This window comes from Pseudomonas sp. R1-18 (assembly GCF_051132095.1).
Taxonomy (GTDB): Bacteria; Pseudomonadota; Gammaproteobacteria; order Pseudomonadales; family Pseudomonadaceae; genus Aquipseudomonas.
On the sequence record NZ_CP071658.1, the window covers coordinates 171,434 to 194,921 of the forward strand.

The 23,488-nt window shown below is 57.3% G+C and carries 19 protein-coding genes and 2 pseudogenes; 11 read left to right on the top strand and 10 right to left on the bottom strand.

Annotation, left to right across the window (positions count from 1 at the left end; translation table 11 throughout):
* Positions 1-62: 62 nt before the first annotated feature.
* Positions 63-509, top strand: coding sequence for a peptidoglycan-binding protein LysM (gene lysM, locus J3P77_RS00760; RefSeq protein WP_434678960.1), 447 nt, complete (start codon positions 63-65; stop codon positions 507-509).
* Positions 510-614: 105 nt separating this feature from the next.
* Here the strand turns inward: lysM and yrfG are convergent, their stop codons facing one another.
* Positions 615-1,277, bottom strand: coding sequence for a GMP/IMP nucleotidase (yrfG, locus tag J3P77_RS00765; protein WP_434678961.1), 663 nt, complete (start codon positions 1,275-1,277; stop codon positions 615-617).
* Between the two features lie 99 nt (positions 1,278-1,376).
* On the opposite strand from yrfG, the gene nudE reads away from it, so the two are divergent.
* Both nudE and cysQ read left to right on the top strand, forming a co-directional pair.
* A complete protein-coding gene (gene nudE / locus J3P77_RS00770; RefSeq protein WP_434678962.1) occupies positions 1,377-1,943 on the top strand; it encodes an ADP compounds hydrolase NudE in 567 nt (188 codons plus the stop codon).
* Entirely contained in the window at positions 1,940-2,782 is an 843-nt protein-coding gene (gene cysQ, locus J3P77_RS00775) for a 3'(2'),5'-bisphosphate nucleotidase CysQ (protein ID WP_434678963.1), read from the top strand. Before nudE ends, cysQ begins: the two co-directional genes overlap by 4 nt.
* Positions 2,783-2,943: 161 nt before the next feature.
* On the opposite strand, the gene J3P77_RS00780 is transcribed toward cysQ, so the two are convergent.
* The 6 genes from J3P77_RS00780 to rfbB all read right to left on the bottom strand — a co-directional run bounded on the left by J3P77_RS00780 (position 2,944) and on the right by rfbB (position 9,202).
* On the bottom strand, positions 2,944-3,411 hold the full coding sequence (locus J3P77_RS00780; RefSeq protein ID WP_434678965.1) for a YiiD C-terminal domain-containing protein: 468 nt from the start codon (positions 3,409-3,411) through the stop codon (positions 2,944-2,946).
* The gene (locus tag J3P77_RS00785; protein WP_434678966.1) at positions 3,398-4,783 is read right to left on the bottom strand and encodes a sigma-54-dependent transcriptional regulator; all 1,386 of its coding nucleotides are present in this window, start codon (positions 4,781-4,783) and stop codon (positions 3,398-3,400) included. Before J3P77_RS00785 ends, J3P77_RS00780 begins: the two co-directional genes overlap by 14 nt.
* Positions 4,780-6,594 carry a sensor histidine kinase gene (locus J3P77_RS00790; RefSeq protein WP_434678967.1) on the bottom strand — a complete coding sequence of 605 codons (1,815 nt, stop codon included), beginning with the start codon at positions 6,592-6,594 and terminating at the stop codon, positions 4,780-4,782. Before J3P77_RS00790 ends, J3P77_RS00785 begins: the two co-directional genes overlap by 4 nt.
* Positions 6,595-6,705: 111 nt before the next feature.
* The gene (gene rfbC / locus J3P77_RS00795; protein ID WP_434678968.1) at positions 6,706-7,251 is read right to left on the bottom strand and encodes a dTDP-4-dehydrorhamnose 3,5-epimerase; all 546 of its coding nucleotides are present in this window, start codon (positions 7,249-7,251) and stop codon (positions 6,706-6,708) included.
* Positions 7,248-8,123 (bottom strand): glucose-1-phosphate thymidylyltransferase RfbA, encoded by an 876-nt coding sequence (gene rfbA, locus J3P77_RS00800; RefSeq protein WP_434678969.1) that lies wholly within the window; start codon positions 8,121-8,123, stop codon positions 7,248-7,250. Before rfbA ends, rfbC begins: the two co-directional genes overlap by 4 nt.
* Positions 8,120-9,202 (bottom strand): dTDP-glucose 4,6-dehydratase, encoded by a 1,083-nt coding sequence (gene rfbB / locus J3P77_RS00805; RefSeq protein ID WP_434678971.1) that lies wholly within the window; start codon positions 9,200-9,202, stop codon positions 8,120-8,122. The genes rfbA and rfbB overlap by 4 nt, the downstream gene beginning before the upstream one ends.
* 279 nt (positions 9,203-9,481) lie before the next feature.
* Here rfbB and J3P77_RS00810 point away from each other — a divergent pair, with 279 nt between their 5' ends.
* The 3 genes from J3P77_RS00810 (at position 9,482) to J3P77_RS00820 (ending at position 15,538) form a co-directional block, all read left to right on the top strand.
* Positions 9,482-12,394, top strand: coding sequence for an aminotransferase (locus tag J3P77_RS00810; RefSeq protein WP_434678972.1), 2,913 nt, complete (start codon positions 9,482-9,484; stop codon positions 12,392-12,394).
* Between the two features lie 125 nt (positions 12,395-12,519).
* Positions 12,520-13,623 carry an agmatine deiminase gene (gene aguA, locus J3P77_RS00815; RefSeq protein WP_434678973.1) on the top strand — a complete coding sequence of 368 codons (1,104 nt, stop codon included), beginning with the start codon at positions 12,520-12,522 and terminating at the stop codon, positions 13,621-13,623.
* A 634-nt stretch (positions 13,624-14,257) separates the two neighbouring features.
* On the top strand, positions 14,258-15,538 hold the full coding sequence (locus tag J3P77_RS00820) for an OprD family porin (protein ID WP_434678974.1): 1,281 nt from the start codon (positions 14,258-14,260) through the stop codon (positions 15,536-15,538).
* An 82-nt stretch (positions 15,539-15,620) separates the two neighbouring features.
* Here the strand turns inward: J3P77_RS00820 and J3P77_RS00825 are convergent, their stop codons facing one another.
* Entirely contained in the window at positions 15,621-16,160 is a 540-nt protein-coding gene (locus J3P77_RS00825; protein ID WP_434678975.1) for a hypothetical protein, read from the bottom strand.
* A gap of 123 nt (positions 16,161-16,283) precedes the next feature.
* Between J3P77_RS00825 and J3P77_RS00830 the strand changes: the two genes are divergently transcribed.
* The 4 genes from J3P77_RS00830 (at position 16,284) to J3P77_RS00845 (ending at position 20,151) form a co-directional block, all read left to right on the top strand.
* Positions 16,284-16,832, top strand: coding sequence for a GNAT family N-acetyltransferase (locus tag J3P77_RS00830; protein ID WP_434678976.1), 549 nt, complete (start codon positions 16,284-16,286; stop codon positions 16,830-16,832).
* Between the two features lie 843 nt (positions 16,833-17,675).
* Positions 17,676-18,647, top strand: a complete 972-nt coding sequence (locus J3P77_RS00835) for an HD domain-containing protein (protein WP_434678977.1) — start codon at positions 17,676-17,678, stop codon at positions 18,645-18,647.
* Positions 18,625-19,632 carry a nucleotidyltransferase domain-containing protein gene (locus J3P77_RS00840; RefSeq protein ID WP_434678979.1) on the top strand — a complete coding sequence of 336 codons (1,008 nt, stop codon included), beginning with the start codon at positions 18,625-18,627 and terminating at the stop codon, positions 19,630-19,632. Before J3P77_RS00835 ends, J3P77_RS00840 begins: the two co-directional genes overlap by 23 nt.
* 69 nt (positions 19,633-19,701) lie before the next feature.
* Positions 19,702-20,151, top strand: coding sequence for a histidine phosphatase family protein (locus J3P77_RS00845; protein WP_434678980.1), 450 nt, complete (start codon positions 19,702-19,704; stop codon positions 20,149-20,151).
* 270 nt (positions 20,152-20,421) lie between these two features.
* On the opposite strand, the pseudogene J3P77_RS00850 reads toward J3P77_RS00845, so the two are convergent.
* Positions 20,422-20,708: pseudogene (locus J3P77_RS00850) on the bottom strand (hypothetical protein).
* Positions 20,663-21,681, bottom strand: a pseudogene (locus tag J3P77_RS00855) (integrase domain-containing protein). The pseudogenes J3P77_RS00850 and J3P77_RS00855 overlap by 46 nt, the downstream one beginning before the upstream one ends.
* Before the next feature lie 476 nt (positions 21,682-22,157).
* Here J3P77_RS00855 and J3P77_RS00860 point away from each other — a divergent pair.
* The gene (locus tag J3P77_RS00860; protein ID WP_434678982.1) at positions 22,158-23,486 is read left to right on the top strand and encodes a DNA cytosine methyltransferase; all 1,329 of its coding nucleotides are present in this window, start codon (positions 22,158-22,160) and stop codon (positions 23,484-23,486) included.
* The last annotated feature ends 2 nt before the right edge of the window (positions 23,487-23,488 follow it).

The window sequence follows — 23,488 nt, forward strand, 5'->3', positions numbered from 1 at the left end:
TGCCGCAAAGACTAAGGTTGTTGCGGCAGCCACGGAAAATACCACCAATTGGAGGACGAGTAATGAGTGTGTTCAGTTTCCTGAAAGAAGCCGGGGAAAAGATCCTCGACGCGATAACGCCGGGCAATGCCAACGCCGATGAAGTCCTGAAGAAACACATTTTCGAGATTGGACTGGGCAATCCCAACATTCAAACCACAGTCGACGGTGACACTGTCACTGTGACCGGTGAAGTCGCCAGTCAGGAAGAGAAGGAAAAGATCCTGCTCGCTCTGGGCAACATCGAAGGCGTCGAGAAGGTGGACGACCAGCTGACCGTCGCCGCTGGTGCGCCAGCCGCTGCAGAAGCGAAATTCGTTGTTGTGGAAAAGGGCGACACCCTGAGCGCCATCTCCAAACGCGTCTACGGTGATCCGAACAAGTACCAGAAGATCTTCGACGCCAACAAACCCATGCTCAAAGACGTGAACAAGATCTACCCGGGCCAGACGCTGCGCATTCCCGAGTAAATGTGATCGTTGTAGGAGCGCGCTTGCCCGCGACAGGGCCGTTCCAGGCATGCTTTTCTATAGCCTGACAGATAGCGATCGCGGGCAAGCGCGCTCCTACGTACCTCACAACCCTTTGATCAACTCCCGATAATCCTCAACCGCCGCAAACTCCTCGGTGTCCTTCGGGCCTTTCTGGCTGTTGGGCTGGCGTACGGCGAGCAGGTGCGCCACGCCAAAGGTGCGGGCGCTGCGCAGCACCGGCAATGTATCGTCGATGAACAGACTGCGGGCCGGATCGAAATCGGTGTCCGCATGCAAGGCATCCCAGAACTGCTGGTTCTCCTTCGGAAACCCGTAATCATGTGAACTGATCAGCCGCTCGAAATACGGCGACAGCTCAATCCGTTCCATCTTCAGACTCAGCGAATCGCGGTGCGCATTGGTGATCATGATCACCCGCTTGCCGGCCTGCTTGATCGCCGCCAGAAACGTCTCCGCATCTGGCCGCAACGCAATGAGGTGGGCGATTTCCTGTTTGAGCTCGCGGATCGACAGCTTCAACTCCGAGCTCCAGAAATCCAGGCAGTACCAGTTGAGCGTGCCCGCGTTGTTCTCGAACAGCGGTTTGATCTCCAGCCATGCCATGGCGAAGCTGATGCCGTGCAGCTCGGCATAACGCTGCGGCAGATGCTGCATCCAGAAATGTTCATCGAAATGCAGATCGAGCAGCGTGCCGTCCATGTCCAGCAAGACGGTATCGATGTCGCTCCAGGGCGTAGGAAGCATTCTGGCCTCATGACGGTTGATAGCTGGGGTAAGCATATCCGAGAAAGACAATCGGAAAAGCCACGGTATAGTAACCCCGTCCATGCAAAGGAGCCCGTCATGCGCCAGAAACCTACCGTACTCGCCAGCGCGATTGTCGCCAGCAGCCGCCTGTTCCGTGTCGAGGAAATGCAGCTGCGCTTCGCCAATGGAGTCGAGCGTACTTACGAGCGGCTGGTCGGACGGGGTTCGGGCTATGGCGCGGTGATGATTGTCGCCATGCTCGACGCCGAGAACGCGATATTGATCGAAGAGTATTGCGGCGGTACCGACGCCTACGAGCTGTCGCTGCCCAAGGGCTTGGTCGAGCCGGGCGAAGACGTGCTCGCTGCCGCCAACCGCGAGCTCAAGGAAGAAGCCGGGTTTGGCGCGCATGAGCTTGAGCATCTGACCGAGCTGTCGCTGTCGCCGGGCTACATGAACCAGAAAATTCAGGTGGTGCTGGCTACCGACCTTTACGAAGAACGCCTGGAAGGCGACGAGCCTGAGCCGATCCGCGTGGACCGGATCAACCTTCGCGAGCTGTCCGCTCTGGCGCAGAACGCTCAGTTCAGCGAAGGACGAGCACTGGCGGCGCTTTATCTGGTGCGTGATCTATTGACTCAACGTGGACTGTTCCAGCCATGACCGACACCTTTAACGATCTTCCACATCCGCTGCTCGCCCCTGTGATCGAGCTGGCCCGCCTTGCGGGAGAGATGACGCTGCCGTTCTGGCGCGCCAACGTGACTGTCACCGCCAAAGCCGACGATTCACCGGTCACCGCAGCGGACCTCGCGGCCCATCAGGTGCTTGCGGAGGGCTTGCAGGCTCTTGATCCGGACATTCACGTACTGTCGGAAGAAGACGCCGATATTCCGTTCATCGAGCGGGCACGCTGGGAGCGCTGGTGGCTGGTGGATCCACTGGATGGCACCAAGGAGTTCATTTCCGGCAGCGAGGAATTCACCGTCAACGTTGCGCTGATCGAGCGCGGTCGTGTGGTGTTCGGCGTGGTGTGTACGCCCACGGACAACCGCTGCTATTTCGGCGGAGCCGGCCTGGGCGCCTGGCGCAGCGACGATGGCGCGCAGCGCACGCCTATTACCGTGCGCAACGAACCGGGCGCGGGGCAGGCGTTTACAGTGGTTGCCAGCCGCCGTCATTCCAGTGCGGAGCAGGAGCACTTGTTGGCGGGTCTTGCCGCAGGTTTGGGACCATTGCAGCTGACCAACATCGGTAGCTCGCTGAAGTTCTGCCTGCTGGCCGAAGGGGCCGCCGATTGTTACCCACGCCTGGCCCCGACCTCGCAGTGGGACACCGCAGCTGCCCAAGGCGTGCTGGAGGGCGCCGGTGGCGTGGTGCTAGAGCTTGATGGCCAACCATTCAGCTACCCGGCTCGCGAATCGCTGCTCAACCCATTCTTCCTGGCACTCCCCGCCAACGCGCCCTGGCGCGAGAAACTGCTGGCGCTGGTAAATAGCTGACTCTTCTGTAGCCGCAGTTGCCCGGTCGAAAGCCCTCGCCAGCAAGCTGGCTCCCACAAATCCTGTAGGAGCCAGCTTGCTGGCGATCTGGCGCGCAGCGGCAGCAAACGGGTTTCAGACAGTTCCTGAATACCACAGCTCACAGCCCACGACCGGCCCCATTACCTGTGCAACACAAACTGTCCGGTGAAGCGCACGGCATCCGCGTCGCTGTCTTGCGCGGTGATGCGGGTTTGCAGGGTCAGGCGGGCGCGGCCTCGGCGTTGGTACGTGGCGATGAATTTGTCCCACTGGCTCTGATCCGGCGCATCACACAGGGCAAAGGCATCGCCGCGGACCGGAAGCGGATAGCTGATCTGGCCGTCCTGAATCACGATATGCCCGTCATCGATCCCCGCTTCGCTCAGCCGCAGATGCAGCCAGCCCCAGCCGGCCAATACCGCGCCGCAATACAGGCTGCCGCCGAACAACGTGCTTTTGTGATTCACATTGGGTGCCAGCGGCAAGTGCAGGCGCAGGCGATGCTGTTGCCAATCGATCACGCGCAGGCCCATTTCCCGGGTCAGCGGAATGTCGCGGTGCAGAACCGCTTCAAGCTCACGCGCCGCCGCTGATTCACTCTTGCTCATCGGCGCCTCCGCTGCTGTCGCCAAAGCTCAAACCATGCTTGCGCAATTTGTCGTGCAGGGTCTTGCGCGGAACACCCAAGGCTTCGGCCAGGCTGCGAACCGAACTGTGTGGGCGCGTCAATTCCGCCGCGATCAAGGCCCGCTCAAAGCTTTCCACCTGTTCGCTCAGGCCACCGCCAGCGGGCGGTGCCTGCACCGCCTCGCTACCTTCGAGTTCCAGCTCCAGCCCCAGCGCGAAACGCTCGGCGGCGTTCTGCAATTCCCGCACGTTGCCCGGCCAATTGTGGCGCAGCAACAGCGCGCGCTGGCCCGGCTTGAGTTCGTGCTTGGGAATGCCGTGGCGCATGCTGGCAGCGTCGGCGTAATGCTCAAACAGCATCAGCGCATCGTCGCCACGTTCGCGCAGCGGCGGAATGCGCAGCGACGCCACGTTCAGCCGGTAATACAGGTCCGCTCGAAAGCGTCCCTGATCCGCTGCCTGGCGCAGGTCTTCCTTGGTGGCGGCGATGATGCGTATATCCAGCGGAATCTGCTGGTTGCTGCCCATCCGCTCGACCACCCGTTCTTGCAGAAGACGCAACAGCTTGACCTGCACATCCAGGCTCATGCTCTCGATTTCATCGAGGAACAGCGTGCCGCCGTTAGCAAACTCGAACTTGCCGATGCGCCGCTTTTGCGCGCCCGTGAAAGCGCCGGGTTCGTGGCCGAACAGCTCGCTTTCGACCACCGACTCGGCCAGCGCGCCGGCATTGATCGCCACGAAAGGTCCGTTGCGGCGGTTGGACAAATCGTGGAGCGCACGCGCGACCACTTCCTTGCCTGCACCGGTTTCGCCCAGGATCAAGACGTCGGCCCGCGTTCCGGCCAGCGCGCCGATCTGCTCGCGCAGGCGCAGCATCGGTTGCGACTGGCCGACCAGACGGGTGCTCAGTTGCTGGCGGTCGCTCAGCGCCAGGCGCAGGCTGCGGTTGTCCAGTACCAAGCGGCGCAGCGCCAGCGCACGACGCACGCTGTCGAGCAGCGCATCGCTGGCAAAGGGTTTTTCCAGAAAGTCGTAAGCGCCGGCGCGCATCGCCTGCACCGCCAGCGGCACGTCACCGTGGCCGGTAATCAGCAACACCGGCAGTTCCGGGTCCTGACCATGCAGATGGCTCAGCAGCTCCAGCCCGTCCATGCCCGGCATACGGATATCGCTGACCACCACGCCTGGCCAGTCGCGGCCGATACGGCTGGCCAGCCCTGTGGCTTCGGCCAGGGTCATGACCTTCAGACCGGCGAGGTCGAGCGTCTGGCTCAACGCCTGACGCAGGTGCGAGTCGTCGTCGATCAGCACCACCTGGATCTGGCTGTCGATGGCGGTATCCGGACTCATGCTGAGAGATCCTCTGGTGGTTGAAGATTGGCCCCGGACGCACCGGCGCGCATTCGCAGGGTGAGCAACGCGCCGCCACTGGCGTGGTTGGCGAACAACAATTCACCGTCCAGCGCACGCATCAGCGTATCGCAGATCGCCAGCCCCAGACCAAGCCCCTGGGTACGGGTCTTGGTGGTGAAGAACGGCTCGCGGGCGCGGGCCAGCGCTTCCTGAGAAAAACCGGGCCCATTGTCGCGAATGTAGAGGTTGACGCCTTCGCTGGTCTGTTCGGCACTTATCCACAGTTTGCGCGGCGGACCTTTCTCGGTCAGCGCATCCAGTGCATTGGCCAGCACATTGCCCAGCACCTGGCGCAGGCGCGTCTCGCCGGCCTGAACCCACAATGTGGCGTCCGGCAGATCGCGGATCAGTTCGACTTCCATGGCGCGCCGACGCTTGGCGAGCAGCGCCAGGGCATCGTCCAGCGCCGGTTGCAGGGCCACGCTTTCCGGCGCATGCCGATCACGCCGGGCGAAGGCGCGCAGGTGGGCGATGATCGACGCCATGCGTCCAGTCAGTTCGCTGATCAGCTTGAGGTTGCCGCGCGCATCGTCAATCCGTTGATGATCGAGCAGAACCTCGGCGTTCTCCGCATAGCTGCGAATGGCGGCCAAGGGTTGGTTGAGCTCATGGCTGATGCTCGCGGACATGGTGCCCAGCGCCGAAAGCTTGCCGGCCTGAACCAGCTCATCCTGGGCCCGGACCAGTTCCTGCTGCGCCTGTTCTCGCTCCAGAACTTCCTGGCGCAAGCGGCTATTGAGGCCTTCCAGATCGCTGGTGCGTTCGACGACGCGCATTTCCAGCTCGCGTCGCGCCTTGGCCTCGAACGCTATGCGGTCCAGATAATGGCGGCGGCGCTGCATGATCAGACTGAGCAACAGCATCAGAACCAGCAACGCCGCGCCGCCGATCGCCACGACCGTGCGCACTTGCCGGTCGACCAGCGCGCGAGGCGCAAGGATGCTGACGTTCCAGCTGGTTTCTTCGATGGCCTGGCTCTGGGTCAGCCAGGCTTTTTCATCCAGACGCAGCGGCCGCGGGTCGCGGGTCGGGTAGGGCTGGATGGCAATGATGGCTTTCTTCTCCGCCTCGGTCAGATCGCGGGTTGCGCGGAAACGCCATTCGGGATTGGAAGTCAGAATCACCACGCCGTTCTGGTCGGTCAGCAGCAGGTGTTCCGGAGTCTTGCCCCAGAGCGTTTCGGTATGGTCCAGATCAACCTTGACCACCAGCACGCCCATGACTCTGTCGTCCTCGCGCACCGGCGCGGCGAAGAAATAACCGCGCTTGACCGACGTGGTACCCAGACCGAAAAACCGCCCCAGCTTGCCGGCCAGCGCATCGAAGAAATAGGGCCTGAACGAGAAGTTGCGTCCGACGAAGGTGTCGCGCTGATCCCAGTTGGAGGCAGCGAGGGTCAACCCGTCGCTGTCCATCAGATACATGACGTCCGCACCGGTCTGCAGAGTGATGTCGCGCAGCAGCCGATTGGCGTTTTCCTGGGTCGGCTTGTCTCCAGGCGCGGCCAGTGCCGCGCGCAGGGCAGGCAGGTCGCCAAGGATCTGTGGCAGGGTCTCGTAACGATGCAGGGTGCCGAGCAGGTTGGCGACATAAAGGTCGAGTGTCTGGCGATTCTGGTTGGTCAGCACACCCCGGTAATAGCGCTCGGCCAGATGCTCCAGCGGCCAGAGCAACGGCGCCAGGCATAGCGCGACCAGCGCCAGGCTACGCCAGCGCGGGCGGTGTGGAACGTCGGAAGTCATGGTCATGGGGGGATGGCCGGGCAGATGCGTCATCAACCGGACGACGATCTGCCCGGCTATCGAACTCGCATTATGCCTGCCGCCGACCCGACAGGCACCCGCGCCGGTGCAAGGAGTTTATGGAAACAGATCGGCCTCTTGCAGACTCTTGCCCTGTTGATCCTTGGCGGACAGTATCGGTGTGCCAGCCAGTTGCCAGTCGATTGCGAGATCCGGATCGTCCCAGCGAATACAGCGCTCGGCGGATGGGGTGTAGTAATCGGTGGTCTTGTACAGAAACTCCGCGTGCTCGCTCAGCACCAGAAAGCCGTGAGCAAAACCCGGTGGAATCCACAACTGGCGGGCGTTCTGCGCGGACAGATGCACGCCTGCCCACTGGCCGAAAGTCAGCGAGCCGCGGCGGATGTCCACCGCGATGTCGAGCACTTCGCCCGCCGTCACACGCACCAGTTTCCCCTGCGCATGCTCGATCTGGTAATGCAGCCCGCGCAGCACGCCTTGTTGCGAGCGCGAATGGTTGTCCTGCACGAACTGCGCTTTTACACCCGTGGCCTCCTGGAAAGCCCGGGCGTTGAAGCTCTCATAGAAGAAGCCCCGCTCGTCACCGAACACCTTGGGTTCGAGGATGAGGACTTCGGGCAACTCTGTCGCGATGACATTCACTTGGCTTCTCCCGCCAGCTTGAACAAATACTGACCATAACCGGTTTTGCCGAAATAATCGGCATGTTGAAGCAAAAGTGCCTCGTCGATCCAGCCGTTCTGGTAAGCGATTTCCTCCAGGCAGGCGACCTTCAGCCCCTGACGATGTTCGATGGTCTGCACATAGGCGGAGGCATCGAGCAGGCTGTCGTGGGTGCCGGTATCCAGCCAGGCAAAGCCCCGGCCGAAACGCTCCACGTGCAGGCTGCCACGCTGCAGATACGCGTTATTGACGTCGGTGATTTCCAGCTCGCCGCGTGGCGAAGGCTTGACGTCTCTGGCGATCTGAATCACCTCGTTGTCGTAGAAATACAGACCCGTCACCGCGTAGCTGGATTTCGGTGCCTTGGGTTTTTCCTCGATGGACAGCGCCTTGCCGTTCTCGTCGAAGTCGATCACGCCAAAGCGGTCCGGGTCCTTGACCCAATAGCCAAACACTGTCGCGCCCTCGGTCTGCGCGGCCGCTTTGCGCAACTGTTCGCTGAAGTGCTGGCCGTGGAAGATGTTGTCGCCCAGGATCAGGCACACCGGGTCTTTGCCGATGAACTCTTCACCAATCAGAAACGCCTGTGCCAGGCCGTCGGGCCGTGGTTGCTCGGCATACTGAAAGCGCACGCCGAACTGGCTGCCGTCGCCCAGCAGATTGCGGTATTGCGGCAGGTCGTGGGGCGTGGAAATGATCAGGATTTCCTGGATACCGGCCAGCATCAGCACCGAGATCGGGTAGTAGATCATCGGCTTGTCGTAAATCGGCAGCAGTTGCTTGGAAATACCCAGCGTAATGGGGTGCAGGCGAGTGCCGGAGCCTCCGGCGAGTACGATGCCCTTGGTCATGCGATGAGGTCCTTGTGGTCAGTGAAGCCCAGTCGCTCTCCCTGGTAACTGCCATCCTGAACTCTGCGACACCAGTCCATATTTTCCAGATACCAGGTGACGGTCTTGCGCAGTCCCGACTCGAACGTCTCTTCGGGTTTCCAGCCCAGCTCTTTCTCTATCTTGCCGGCGTCGATCGCGTAGCGCTGATCGTGACCGGGGCGATCGACCACGTAAGTGATCAGATCGCTGAAGTGCTCCACGCCCGCAGGCCGCTCCGGCGCCAGTTCTTCCAGCAGGGCGCAGATGCCGCGAACCACGTCGATGTTCTTCTGTTCGTTGTGTCCGCCGATGTTGTAGGTCTCGCCAATCTCGCCTTCGGTGACTACTTTGAGCAACGCACGGGCGTGATCTTCGACGAACAGCCAGTCGCGCACTTGCAGACCGTCGCCGTAGACCGGCAGTGGCTTGCCCGCCAGTGCGTTGAGGATCATCAGCGGGATGAGTTTTTCCGGAAAGTGGAACGGTCCGTAATTGTTGGAGCAATTGGTGACCACCACCGGCAGCCCGTAGGTGCGATGCCAGGCACGTACCAGATGGTCGGACGCCGCCTTGCTCGCGGAGTAGGGCGAGCTGGGCGCGTAGGGCGTTGTTTCGGTGAACAGGTCGTCGACGCCATGCAGGTCGCCGTACACCTCGTCCGTGGAAATGTGGTGGAAGCGAAAGGTCTCGCGCTCCGCTGCGGGCAAGGTCAGCCAGTAACCCCGCGCCGCTTCGAGCAGGCTATAGGTGCCGACAATGTTGGTCTGGATGAATTCGGAAGGACCGTCGATGGAGCGATCCACATGCGATTCGGCAGCCAGGTGCATGATCGCATGCGGCTCGAACCGTACCAGGACGTCACTGACCGCTTGCTGATCGCAGATATCGGCCTGCACGAACTCGTAGCGCGTGTCCGTCGCGATGCTGGCCAGCGATTCGAGATTGCCTGCGTAGGTCAGCTTGTCGAAGTTCAGGACTTCATGTTCGGTGTTCTGGAGCAGGTGTCGGATCAGTGCAGAGCCGATGAAGCCTGCGCCCCCGGTAACGAGTATTCGCATGAGCGGGTCATCTTCCTTATCTGTCTGTCTTGGCGATATGCAGCATAGCCTGCGTATATGAGGTGTCGCGCAAGCAGCATCGACCAAGAATGGCCGATGCGCCGATGAAATATATTGATGGCATGTGGCTTTGCTGCCGGAAAACTGCCGTCGTTTTGCTGCGCACGCTGCCATGCACTTCCTCAGGTTGGAGGCGCGGCTCAGGCAACCTATAGTGGTGCGGTCCACTATCGTGCCCGCCTGTCGGTCGGGTTGCCTGAGAACAGATTGAGGTTGCACATGCCGCTCGCCACGCTTATCCGCCGATCCAGCCTGCCTTGCCCCGACATCAACGACGAACAGGCGCGGCAGTTGCTGCAACATCATTACGGACTGAGCGGCACCGTCCAGGAGCTTGGCAGCCAGCAGGATCGCAACTTTCTGGTCGACACCGGAGCGCGCCGCTACGTGCTCAAAGTCTGTCATGGGGACTATGCGACGGTGGAGCTGGATGCCCAGCATCGCGCCTTGCAGCATCTGGCCAGTGGTTACGGCGTGAAAGTGCCTGGCGTGATACCTACCGAGGGTGGTGAGCAGCTGCTGTCTTTGAACCTCGATGGGCAAGCGGTGCATGTGCGGCTGCTGGAGTTCATCGACGGCCAGTCGCTGGCCCAGGTGCCGTACCTGAGTCGAGACGTGGTGGTCGCGCTCGGCGAGCTGTGCGCGCAGGTCGATCAGGCGCTGGCCGGTTTCGAGCATCCGGGGCTGGATCGCGTGCTGCAATGGGACCCCCGACACGCCACCGCGTTGATCAGGCACCTGCTGCCGGTGATCGAGAATCCCGACGAGCGCGCCTGCCTGCTTGAAGCGGGCGAGCAGGCTCATCGGCGTCTGCTGCCACTCATTCCAGACTTGCCTTTGCAGGCTGTTCATCTGGACATCACCGAGCACAACGTCATGTGGGCGCGTGATTCGGCGCGCCAGTGGCAGATTCAGGGGGTCATCGACTTCGGCGATCTGGTCACCACCTGGCGAATCGCCGACCTGTCGGTCACCTGCGCCGCCTTGCTGCATCACGCCGACGGCGATCCGCTGTACATCCTGCCGGCGATTCGCGCGTATCACGCGATCAACCCGTTGAAGATCGAGGAGCTGCAAGCGCTGTGGCCGCTGATCGTCGCGCGCTCGGCGGTACTGGTGCTCAGCGCCGAACAGCAGGCCAGCGTCGAGCCGGACAACGCTTACATTCAGGCCAATCTGGAAGGCGAGTGGAATATTTTCGATGTCGCGACTTCGGTGCCGATGGCGCTGATGGAAGCGGCCATCCTGCGGGCAGTCGGGCACGCGCCGACGCCCATCGAGCAACCGGTGTATTTCCCGTTGTTGCCCGATCTGAAAGGGCGGGCACCGGCGTTGGTCGACCTGGGCGTGCTCAGCGAACAGTTCGTGGCCGGTAACTGGGAGCAAAGCGGGATCGATGAATATCTGTTGAGCCAGGCAGCCGAGGAAAATGGCTGGGCCGCGAGTCGCTTCGGCGAGTACCGGCTTTCCCGAACCGTGCCGGACAGCGCCACCGAACCCGAAACCTGCGCCTTGCATGTCGAGCTGCATCTGCCGCCTGCGACTGCGTTGCACGCTCCGTTCAAGGGCGCATTGCGTCTGACCGCCGATGGTTGCCTGCTGCTGGCAGGCGACAGCATGACCCTGCGCTTATGGGGCGCGGTGGCCGAGCGGGCGTCGGGGAGTCTGGTGGCGGCAGGCGATTTGATCGGCGAAGTAGCCGGTTCGCTGCTGGTGCAACTGTGCAACGCGCCGGAACTCAGCCCGCCGCTGTTCGCCAGGCCATCCTGGGTCGATGCCTGGCGCAGCTTCTGTCCTTCGCCTTCGGCACTTCTGGGTGTGGATTGCGACGCGCCGCCGCTGGCTGACCCCGCCGCGCTGCTGGCGCGTCGTGACGCCAGCTTCGCCCGCTCGCAGAAACACTACTACCAGGCACCGCCGCAGATCGAGCGCGGCTGGCGCAACCACCTGATCGACATGCAGGGCCGGTCGTACCTCGACATGCTCAACAACGTAGCGGTTCTGGGTCACGGTCATCCGCGCATGGCCCACGAAGCCGCGCGGCAATGGTCGCTGCTCAACACCAACTCGCGCTTCCACTATGCGGCTATCGCCGAGTTCTCCGAGCGGCTGCTCAAGCTCGCACCCGCCGGGATGGACCGGGTGTTTCTGGTCAACAGCGGCACCGAAGCGAATGATCTGGCGATTCGTCTGGCCTGGGCTTACAGCGGGGGCCGCGATGTGTTGAGCGTGCTGGAGGCTTATCACGGCTGGTCTGTCGCAACCGACGCTATTTCCACCTCCATCGCCGACAACCCGCAGGCGCTGAGCACGCGCCCGGACTGGGTACACCCGGTTACCGCGCCGAACGTCTACCGCGGCCCTTTCCGCGGTGCCGACAGCGCGCCGGAGTATGTACGCAGCGTCGAGCAAGTGCTTACCCGGCTCGCCGAGCAGCAACGGCAGGTGGCGGGCTTCATTTGCGAGCCGGTGTACGGCAACGCGGGCGGAATCTCATTACCGGCGGGTTATCTGCAACAGGTCTACGAGAAAGTCCGCGCACAGGGCGGCGTATGCATCGCCGATGAAGTGCAGGTGGGCTATGGCCGACTGGGGCATTATTTCTGGGGTTTCGAGGAGCAAGGCGTGGTGCCGGATATCATCACCATGGCCAAAGGCATGGGCAACGGCCACCCGCTGGGCGCGGTTATCACCCGGCGCGAAATCGCCGAAGCGCTGGAAGCCGAAGGTTATTTCTTCTCATCGTCCGGCGGCAGTCCGGTCAGCTGCCGGATCGGCATGGCAGTGCTGGATGTCATGGAGGAAGAGCGGCTGTGGGATAACGCCCGTGAAGTCGGCGATCATTTCAAGGCGCTGCTCCAAGGCCTGGCGGATAAACATCCTCTGGTAGGCGCGGTACATGGCATGGGTTTTTACCTGGGCGTCGAATTCGTCCGCAATCGCCAGACCCTGGAGCCTGCCACCGAAGAAACCGCCGCCCTCTGCGACCGACTGCGCGAACTGGGCATTTTCATGCAGCCCACTGGCGACTACCTCAACATCCTCAAGATCAAGCCGCCCATGTGCACCTCGCTGCAAAGCGTTGAATTCTTCGTCTCGATGGTGTCGAAGGTGTTGACCGAACTGGAGTGAGGGCGCGCGCCGCTTCGCTTTCCCATCAGGAACGCGGCACTGCAGGAATGGTAGAGGTTCGGGATTTTTACCGATAAGCTTTCCGTCCTGCACTTCTTGACGATTCAACCGGAGTCCCGACTGCCATGACAACGCTCAACACCACGCCACGCGCCGACGGCTTCCACATGCCGGCCGAGTGGGCAACGCAAAGCCAGGTCTGGATGGTCTGGCCCGAGCGGCCCGACAACTGGCGTCTGGGTGGCAAGCCTGCGCAGGCTGCGCATGTTGCGGTTGCCAAAGCGATTGCCCGTTTCGAGCCGGTAACCGTCGCGGTCTCCGCCGCGCAGTACGACAACGCTCGCGCGCGTCTCGACATGCCCAACATCCGGGTCGTGGAAATCAGCAGCAACGACGCCTGGGTGCGCGACAGTGGCCCGACGTTCGTAATCAACGACCATGGCGAAGTGCGCGGTGTGAACTGGGAATTCAACGCATGGGGCGGCTTCAACGGCGGCCTGTACGCGCCGTGGAACCTGGACTCGCAGCTGGGCGGCAAGATCCTCGAAATCGAACGCTGCCCGCGTTACGTCACCGAAGGCTTCGTGCTGGAAGGCGGCTCCATTCATGTCGACGGTGAAGGCACGCTGATCACCACAGAAGAGTGCCTGCTCAATAGCAACCGCAACCCGCATCTGACCCGCGAGCAGATCGAGAAAGTGCTGAGCGACAACCTCTCGGTGGACAAGATTGTCTGGCTGCCGGATGGCCTGTTCAACGACGAAACCGACGGGCATGTGGATAACTTCTGCTGCTACATCCGTCCGGCCGAAGTGCTACTCGCCTGGACAGATGATCCCGAAGACCCCAACTACACACGTTGCCATGCGGCATTGAGTATTTTGGAAAACACTCGGGACGCCAAAGGGCGCGAGTTCATCGTTCACAAGATGCCGATTCCCGGCCCTTTGTTCGCCACCGAGGAAGAATGTGCGGGTGTCGATCAGGTTCATGGCAGCCAGGAACGTACTCCTTCGGAGCGTCTGGCCGGTTCCTACGTGAACTTCCTGATCGTCAACGGCGGCATCATTGCGCCAAGTTTTGATGACCCAATGGACGAAAAGGCCCGGGAAATCCTGCAAAAGCTCTTTCCCGAGCACGAAGTCGTGATGACGCCCGGTCGCGAGTTGCTGCTCGGCGGCGGCAATATTCACTGCCTGACCCAGCAGCAGCCGGCTCCGCGAAAATGATCCTTTCGAGTGATTTTTTGACGATGACCTGCTGACTGGTCCTGTTCTTGCTGTGCTAAGCCCATCATCTGATGGGCTTTTTTTTGGGTAACACTTTTTTGCAGCTGGAAGGGTGGCTCAGCGACATCGGGTGGCGAGGTACGGATTTCTTAGCTTGACTGTCATACAGCGTGCGTACATTTAGCCCCTCATGCATTAAGAGGTTGTCCACTATGAACGCAGGTATTACCCCATATCGTGCTCGTGGTTTGTCTGCCAGTAACGAAGCGCGGCAGATCCTGGCGGATTGGTTAAGGACGACCAGACCTGTAAATAAACGACCGGACGTACGCGCCATGTTGGTGCAGCGTTACCCGGTCGGCCTACTGGAAGAAGCGGAGCTTGACGCGCTAGTCAGCGTGCTCGACAGCTAGGCCATTCAGCGACCGCTCTGCGCTGCGGTTCTTCGATTGACACCCTGCAAGCCGTGGGACTAGGATTCGGGTCCCACCGGCTGTGGCATTACGCCATGTACGTGCATCAGTAGACCACTGCGATGTTTGCGTGCGGCTCTCTGCTCTCCTTCGAGAGAAGAAGCCCGGGACGGCCGGCTGGTCGTCGCCACAGCGTTCAAACCGCAGAAAAGGAAAACAAGATGCGTCATCAACGTTTGGGTCTGCTCGCTCTGGGCATCATCAGCGCCAGCCAGGCCATGGCTGCCGGCCAGATTGACTCCAAAGGCTTCGTGGAAGACAGCAGCCTGGTCATCAACACGCGCAACGCTTACATCAATCGCGACTACAAGAACGGCAACGAAGACCGCGGTGAGTGGGGTCAGGCGTTCATGGGCGTCTTCAACTCCGGCTTCACCCAAGGCACCGTCGGTGTCGGTGTCGACGCATTCGGTTTCTACGCCCTGAACCTGGATAGCGACCGCTCGCGCAGCGGTGCTGGCGGCGTTGACTTCTTCAAGCGTGACTCCAGCGGTGACCCAGCGGAAGACCTGGCTCGTGTCGGCGGTGCAGTCAAGGCGCGTATTTCCAAGACCGTGATCAAGTACGGCGACCAGATGCCTCAGCTGCCGGTGCTGAGCTATGACAACTCGCGCCTGCTGCCGGAAACCTTCACCGGCACCATGGTCACCTCGAACGAAATCGACGGTCTTGAGTTGGTAGCCGGTCGTTTCACTCAGGAGGTTCGCAAGAGCGCAACCGGTCACGACAGCGGCGACCTGAAGAGCATCAACGTCTACGGCGGTAGCTACAAGTTCACCAAGGAATTCACCGCTGCGTTCTACGCTTCGGACAACGAAGACGTGTTCAAGAAGCAGTACGTGAACCTGAACTACGTGTTCGCGCTGCCGCAGGAACAGTCCCTGACCCTGGACTTCAACGGCTACAAGACCAAGCTGGACAAGGACTTCTCCGACGCGGCTGCCGCTGGCGCGCGTGACAACAAGATCTGGAGCCTAGCGGCGACCTGGGCTGTTGGCATTCACTCCTTCACCCTGGCGCACCAGCGCAGCACCGGCGAAACCGGCTACAACTACGGTGGTTTTCAGAACGACGGTGGTTTCGGCGATGGTGGCAACACCATCTACCTGGCCAACTCGTACTGGTCCGACTTCAACGGCAAGGACGAGCGTTCCTGGCAGGTGGCTTACGGTGTGGACCTCTCCACGCTGGTTACCCCTGGCCTGAGCTACAAGACCGCCTACGTGCGCGGCACCAACATCGACGACGGTACTGATGGCGGTCGTGGCGAAGAGCGCGAAATCTTCAGCCAGCTGACTTATGTCGTGCAGAGCGGTCCGGCCAAGGATCTTTCGATCCGTCTGCGTAACTCGTTCCTGCGTGTCGACAACGACGCCATCGGCTACAACAACGAAGGTAACGAAACCCGTGTCTTCGTTGACTACCCAATCAACGTCTTCTGATGACCTGAGCGTGTAGCCGTACAGAAAATGCCTCGGCCATCGGACCGGGGCATTTTTTTGCCCGGCGTTTCAAGTCGCGGGTTCAGCTGACTGGAGGCGCGAGCAAGTGTAGAAACACCGCGAAGCCGCCCAGAAACACCCAGAAAAACGTGAACAACCAGGGTGCGCGCTTGGAAAACAGTAGCGACTTTTTCGGACCTTTTTCGCTGGACTCCCAATCGCTGAACAGAGGCGAGTCGTCGTAGGCTTTACCAATCACCGGCTCGCTGCGCAGCAGCTCTGCCTGCTTGTGATGCCAGTGCTGAATGATGTCGCAGGCCGCCCGAATGCCCGGCCAGGCGCTCAAGGTACTGAGCAAACCCAGCAGCGCCAGCATCGGTGGCACCACAAAGGTGAACAGCACGCCCCAGTCCGGATTCACGTTGGCCATGGACGAAGCAAACGCAATCACCAGAAACGACTGGGCAGACAGATAGGCGTTGGTGCGGTTCGACAGGTTGGTGGTTTCGTAATGAATCTCGCGCCGATAGAAATCCAGCCGCTCCTTCGGAGAGCCAAACAGCTTCACGTCCTGCTCGTCGACGACGTGCTCTGGCGTTTCGTTAGTGATGATACGAGGCACGGTAGTTACCAGACTCTTGATAATTGAATGGTAGACCCTCCGATCCCTGGGCTGTTCGCCCTGATGCGCAACGCATCCAGATCGTTCATGCTGTAAAGCCCGTTCCAGAGGAAGGAAAACGGCATGCACCCAGTCCCGCAACTGCAAACCGAGCGCCTGCTGCTCGTCCCTCTCAGCCTGGAAGATGCACCGGCGGTGCAAAAGCTCTTCCCTCATTGGGAAATCGTGCGCTTCCTGAACAACCGCGTCCCCTGGCCATACCCGCACGACGGCGCCCTGAGCTACATCCGCGACACCGCCTTGCCCGCCGTCGCCGAAGGCCGCGAATGGCACTGGACCCTGCGCCTGAAAACCGCGCCGGACCAGATCATCGGCAACATCAGCCTAATGACCGAACCCGGCAACAACCGCGGCTTCTGGCTCCACCCCGACTGGCAAGGCCACGGCTACATCACCGAAGCCTGCGCCGCGATCAACCGCCAGTGGTTCGAGGTCATGGGCCAACCGCTGATGCAAGTGCCCAAGGCCGCGCTGAACGAAGCGTCGAAACGAATCTCGATGAAAGAAGGGATGCGGCTGGTGGGAGTGCATGAAGGAGAGTTTGTGGGCGGGACGATGGCGGTGGAGGTTTGGGAAATGACGCGGGAGGAGTGGGTGGGGCGGGAGGGTTAGTTAAGGACGTGTTGGAGATATGACCGTAGCGGCGAGCGCGCTCTTAAGCAACGCAAACAAAAAAAGACCCACCTTTCGGCGAGCCTTTTTCGGTACTTCATATGGCGCGGCACCCAGAGTCGAAAAATGGCATAACTATCTATATTTATTAGTAATTAAGCTAGTGTATGTGGCTCTATCCCTAAAAACTATCCTGATACCACCGCTCATTCGGTTGTGCCATATCAAATAACCGCGATTTGAAATCGCTACCAAGAATTCCAAACGTAGGTGTAGGGCGGGTTGCATCGCATCGCGCAGGTAGCCTACGACCCTGTGACGCTGATCGTTACCAGTGGGCCATCCATTTCAGCCATTTAGATCTACAGAAATAGCATCGCATTTAGCTGCCGGTTTAGCGCAAGTAATTAATTTTTAATAGATTTTCTTCAAAGTCTTAGGGGGGCTGGGAAATCCTAGACTGCTAACGGTAGGAGCTCTCCACCGTGGCTTCGGGGCGTAATTTTTTTGACAGACGGTACGTGAAGAATTGATAATTTAGGGCGATGAGCATGGGGTGTGTGTGATAATGGAAGGCTTTGTGGATGCTGGTAAGCTTTTCAGGCAAGGGTTAGCTGCTCAATCTGGCGTCGAGTTTCTTAGGCCGAGAGGCCTAATGACAAATCATGACATATACTCAAAGGAGTCTCTTTCCGAGGTGAATTATGATTACCGTCCATCGCTTGCTTCGACTGTTGAAGTATGACACATAAATTGTTTGACAGTATCGCAATGTGGCCGGCTGCCACAGACGACCCTGGTACCATTTACTATTGGATTAATACAGTGGTAAATGATGACGTCATGTCTCTTGTTTTGCAATCCAAAGCTTTTAAAAGATTGTACGATATATCTTTTCTTGGTGCGCTAGATTACACACATCCAGGCACCGAAAAAATTTCCAAAAAAAATAGAAGTCGTGCTGAACATTCTTTGCATGTTGCGGCACTCGCTGCATATGTTGCAGAAAAACGTAATTATGCACCTGACCTAAAGAGACATTTAATAATTGCAGCGCTTTTACATGATATAGGGCACGCGCCACTGTCACATAGCGCTGAGCCACTAATAAAAAAGAAAATAGGATACGGGCACCACGAAGCGGGCGAGCAGATAATCGATGGCAAGCAACAGCTTGGCAAAGATCTTAGCTTGAACCTTAAAAAATACTGCGACCTGAGCTTTATTCATTCATTGTTGAATATGAAAGCTTCCCAGGAAGATGGTGGTGATCTTTTTTATAGTCCTATAAATATCGACACAATTGACGGCATTACTCGGTCGCACACTTATTTCACTGGCTTTTCTTCAGCTCATTCAACGCTGGCTATTGCGCGTGCTTCGTTTTTCAGTACTCCGTCGAAAGATCACAGGATTTTAGACGATTTCTGGATGATGAAAGAGCGGGTTTATTCAGGCTTGATTAATGATGAAATTGGCCTTATATCCGACAAGACGAGCGAGTTTTTTTTTCTGGAGTCGTCAGTTTGCTTGAGCGAAGGCGACCTGTACAAAAGCGAGAAGAGTTGGCAGCAGACACATAAGCCTTTATTTGCTAGCTTGAATAGCATATTGAAGAAAAAATCTGCGCCAAGTTGGTTTTCAAACGCTCAAGTAAGCTTTGTTCATAGGAAGTACTTTGTGTTGCCTGATCGAGATGACAATACTCGATATGGCTGCAAGAAAGAGAAGAAGATTAAAAGCTTTGACATAAAAGTCGAGCCTGATAACAGGCAGCACTCAATGAAGTTAAATGGAATTATCAATGATCATTGAAAGGTTTTCGAAATTTAAGTCTATAGATGCAGCGTATAAGCACTCTGCAGATGTAATTAATTCTTTGAGGAGCGATCTTGATTCGGCACTCTCAGGAAGTGACTTCAAAGATAGATTGACTATAGTTACAACTGGCTCGTTTGGTCGAGGTGAGGCTTCGGCAGAGTCAGATCTTGATCTGTTCATATTCTTTGATTCTGATAAGTCTGAAGATAGCTTGCACGAGGAAAAAAAATCCATTCAGGATGTGGTCGATAAGTATATAAAAAAATCTGCCGGGGATACCGGGACTTTCGGCTCTGAAGCAGTCGTGAATTTTAGTGAGATGTTACAGAATCTTGGTGGGGACAAAGATCTCAATGTTTTGCTGACTCGGCGAATGTTGTTCCTGCTTGAAGGTAAGTGGCTGTACGGGGAAGAGCGCTTTAAAGCGTACCGAACAGATCTATTAAACAAATATATCAAGGCGGGAGATCCGGAGAAGCAAATATCCCGATTTCTCCTCAATGACATAATTCGTTATTATAGAACGATTGCTACTGATTTCGAATTTAAGGTTTCTGAAAATAGTAAGTCGTGGGGGCTTCGGAATGTTAAGCTTCGCTTTTCCCGCAAGCTTCTATATTTTGGCGGTGTGATCTCCGTGGCCGAGACAGCTTTTGTCGCTCAGGCAGATAAAAATCAATTGACCGCAGATATTTTGGACAAAACCGTACTTGAGCGGGTTCAAGATTTAGGCGCAAATAACGCTTATACTCCTGAAATTCTTAATATATACCAAGATTTCTTGGCCACAATTGAATGCCCCAAAAATAGAGAAATATTGGAAGCTGTGACAAAGGGTAATCGTACGGATTCCAATTTGTTCTTGCAGATGCGAGAAAAAAGTAAAGAATTTTCTAAGGTATTGGATAATTGGCTAAAGTTGCAATATCCGGATGGTGAAAGTGGTCCTCATCCTATTCATAATGCTTTAATTTTTTAGTATAGAGCGCAAGCTTTTATGTTGTACGTTCGACATGGTCAAACGGATTACAATAGTAGCAATTTATGGATGGGGAGCATTGACTCCCCTCTGAACAGAGAAGGTCGTATTCAAGCCGAAAATGTGGCTGCAGAACTTTCGGATATTTCTATAGATAAAATCTATAGCAGTCCATTGATTAGGGCGTACGAAACTGCTCAGTTTATAGCTGAGAGGCAAAAAAAATCACTTGAAATTGTCATTTTGCCTGGTTTGAAAGAGCGCTGTTTTGGGGAGCTCGAAGGAACGGTTAAGGATGAAATGGCTAGAAGAAATTTAGCTCGTTATTCTGGTGTGGAAAGTGAAGAGGACTTTGTTGGGCGTGTTGAAAGTTCTATGGCATCTATTGATAAAAGTGGGGTTGTCTTGATAGTGTCCCATTCGGCCGTATTTCGCTGCCTAATAGAAAAGCTTGGCTATTCGACCACGCCATCTCTGGTGAAAATTATGAACTGCCAGATCGTACAGTTGGATATGTAAATTGGATGGAATTAATTCCTCAAGGTTCTCGGATCCTATCTATTGCTGATAAAGGGGATATCCGCTACCGGCAGCGGCTCAAATAGCTGATCTCAGGTTGGGTGTTATTTTTTCTTTCTTGAGATGATCTGGTTTCGCAGGCGCACCTTAAGACCTGAGTGAATGTGAATTCTTTATGCTTTATCGATTCAATGAATGATCTGGGCTACTGACTTGTGAGGTTTAAGCGCCGGTGTTTTCGGTCTTGAGTGTCAAGTCTTGGACTATCGGTTAGAACATGAATGTCCATAACTTTTTCAGTCGTAGCGAAAGTAGTCGTGCAGTTAGCAAGTAGTTATATCGCGTTTCCTCGCTATTCTTGCTTAGGCGATGTTCGAGAACCAAACAGCATGCTTTCTCTGCCAAGCCCAAGCCCAAGCCCAAGCCCTCTCCCGCTGCCAGCGCTCTGCGATTTCAGCTTGGATAATCCTCGCTTGCTGCAAATGGCGCTGCCGGGTTGCGTGCGAGCTGGTTAGCACTCCAGCCAAGAACAGCTCCATGTCGAATACCTTACTAATCTGCGACCTCCTACGTAGGTCGCGACCACGTCGATCTGACCGTGCCCCAGTCCATAGCTGATCTGCCTCCGGGCCTCACGATCAATATTCCGATCTACTTGGCAACATTGGCCGCCGTTGATAGGCGCGGGGTGTTGGGTGATTTGCTCATAACGCTCACATGCTTACGCCGCTCGTAGCTCATGGAAGCCTTTGAGGTTGTGTGCATGCATGATGTCCCGCGCAGGCCGGATGATTTGTCGGAGAAGATTCAGGTAGGTTTCGTCTGGCGCAATCAGATTGCGGCTATCCGCAGGCAACACTTGGCGTGCAAACTCAAGTGCATCCCGAACATGGTCGTCCACCGTAATCCGACGTGGCGCCGAAGCGCCGGCACGACCGCCTTTGGTGCCATCCTGATTGTTAATTCTGCCTTGGCCGTTAGCCTTACGGCTAAGCCGTGGCAGGTCAGCCAAAATGGCCCCACGCAAGCGCATGCCGGTGGTCCGCGCCAAAAGAACGATCGCGGCGGCCCATAGATTTTGATGGCTGTAAAGCACGTCGATAATTTGCTTAACTTGTTCGCGGTTTTGGCCTTGCGGCACCAAGTGTCGAACCCCGGTGCGTTGCATACCCAACGCCTTGCTCGGACTTGGCAATTTCACATACTGATCACCGCGAAGAGCTGTCATCGTCCTGTTAACGCTGGATAGCCGGTTTTGCGCAGTGCTATAGCAAGGTCGCCGCGCCCAACCAAACACGAAGGTACGCTGCGTAATCCGCCAAGAGCTGCCGATCAATCTGCCGCGCATCGTTGACGCCGGGCCCCTCTTCGGAACGGCACCACTTCACGGATGCTAACCACCGATCACAGTGCGCCTTGACCGTGCCATAGTAGCTGCCGGGGAGCATATATCAGTGCCTGCACCGCTGCGTCGCCCAATTTCCTGCCGTAGCCGATGTTGCGGCCATCGCACCTACCCACCAATCCTATGTCGGTTACCTCTCTTCTTATCTTCGGTCCTCATCCCACGTCATCCCGTCAAGATGCTGAGTGAGCGTTATCAGGGATTAACGCCCCTGCGGCCTGTGTGGATGTCTTCTAGCGCGGGGCTTCGCCGCGATCCTCGCCCTTTCCTGCTTGCAGACTGCGGCTTCGGTTTGCGCCTTGGACACCCGAATATCGGCGTTGGCCTTTAGTAAAAAAGCCGATGGTATGGGACAATCATCGACTAGCGGGCTAACGATCTGTATGTAAATACAGTATATTAGCGCGCCTACAGGCTGCGCCTGTGGATTGACTGCGCTGACTCCAGAAGGATTGGACGCTGGGCTCCATGGGTAGGCAGCGAGGTAGCAGATGCGAAGACGCTGTGATCGCTTCGCTAATTTACGAAATAAGGGCGGTGAGGCCGGGGATTGCGGCCCCGGTCTCACCTGACCAGTGTCCTACTGCGAGGAGTAGAAGCAATGGCTAGTGAGCATGGTATGGCAATTGAAACAAATGGTGAAATTTATGTCAGCACAGCTGTCATCACTAAAATGCCTGTACCGCCCAAAGTGAAAAAATCTCGAGCGAAAAAGCAGCCGCTGCGTACAATCGATCTGTTTTGCGGGGCCGGAGGAATCACTGAGGGCTTTAGGCAGGCCGGGTACGTGAGTCTATACGGTAACGATGTAATGGCTGAGGCCATTGAAACCTTCAAGCTTAATCATCCAGAAGCTTTCGCTGATTGTCGTTCGATTGAGGCCGTCGACCCGGCAGAGATTAGGAAGCGTCTAGGCTTGCAGCCTGGTGAACTAGATGTACTAGTTGGTGGCCCTCCATGCCAAGGGTTCTCTATTAATGCACCAGGACGGTTTCTTAGTGACCCCCGCAATGCGCTGTTCCGCCACTACGAAAGATTTTTGGAAGAGTTTCAGCCGAAAGCATTTGTTTTTGAAAATGTTCCTGGCCTTCTTTCGTTAGGCGATGGAAAAGTCTTTCGTCTCATCGTTGAGATATTTACTGCTCTTGGCTACCACGTGACGGCCAAAATCCTTTTTGCAGCGCACTATGGCGTTCCACAAGAGCGGTGGCGGCTCATATTGCTCGGATCTCGATTTAGCGACATAGATCACCCTGAGCCTACTCATTACGCAGTGGGGCGCGCTAATTTTCGGGGTGGTAATACTATGACTTTCCAGCTGAAAGAAGAAGATCGCGCGTGTTTGCATCCGTATGTCTCGGTGCGGGATGCCATCGGCGATCTTCCTGTGCTGGAGATGGGAGAAGGCGCTGAATCAGTTAGCTACACAGTTGACGCAGAAAGTGCCTATGCAAAGTTGATGCGTAATGGTGCAAGCCAGACGTTCAACCATGTGGCCGCAAAACTTTCGAAACAGAATGCCGAGCGTATGAAGCATGTGCATCCTGGTGGCTCATGGAGGGATATTCCTCACGACCTACTCCCAAAAGGTATGCAGCGGGCCCGCAAGTCAGATCACACAAAGCGTTATGGCCGTCTTCATAACGATCGACTTTCAGGCACAATGCTGACGAAGTGTGATCCGCATTGGGGAACTGTTTTTCTTCCAGATCAAAACAGGACTCTTACTGTAAGGGAGGCTGCTAGGTTTCAATCGTTCCCCGATACCTACCGTTTTGCAGGCTCGCGTGTTTCGCAATATGAGCAGGTGGGGAATGCCGTTCCGGTACTGATGGCGAAGGCAATTGCGGATAAGTTAAAGGTTCACCTTGCCGACAATTCGAAAAAAGTCCTCAAGGTGACTCAGGTGCAGGCAGAGCTTTTTGCCTAGCG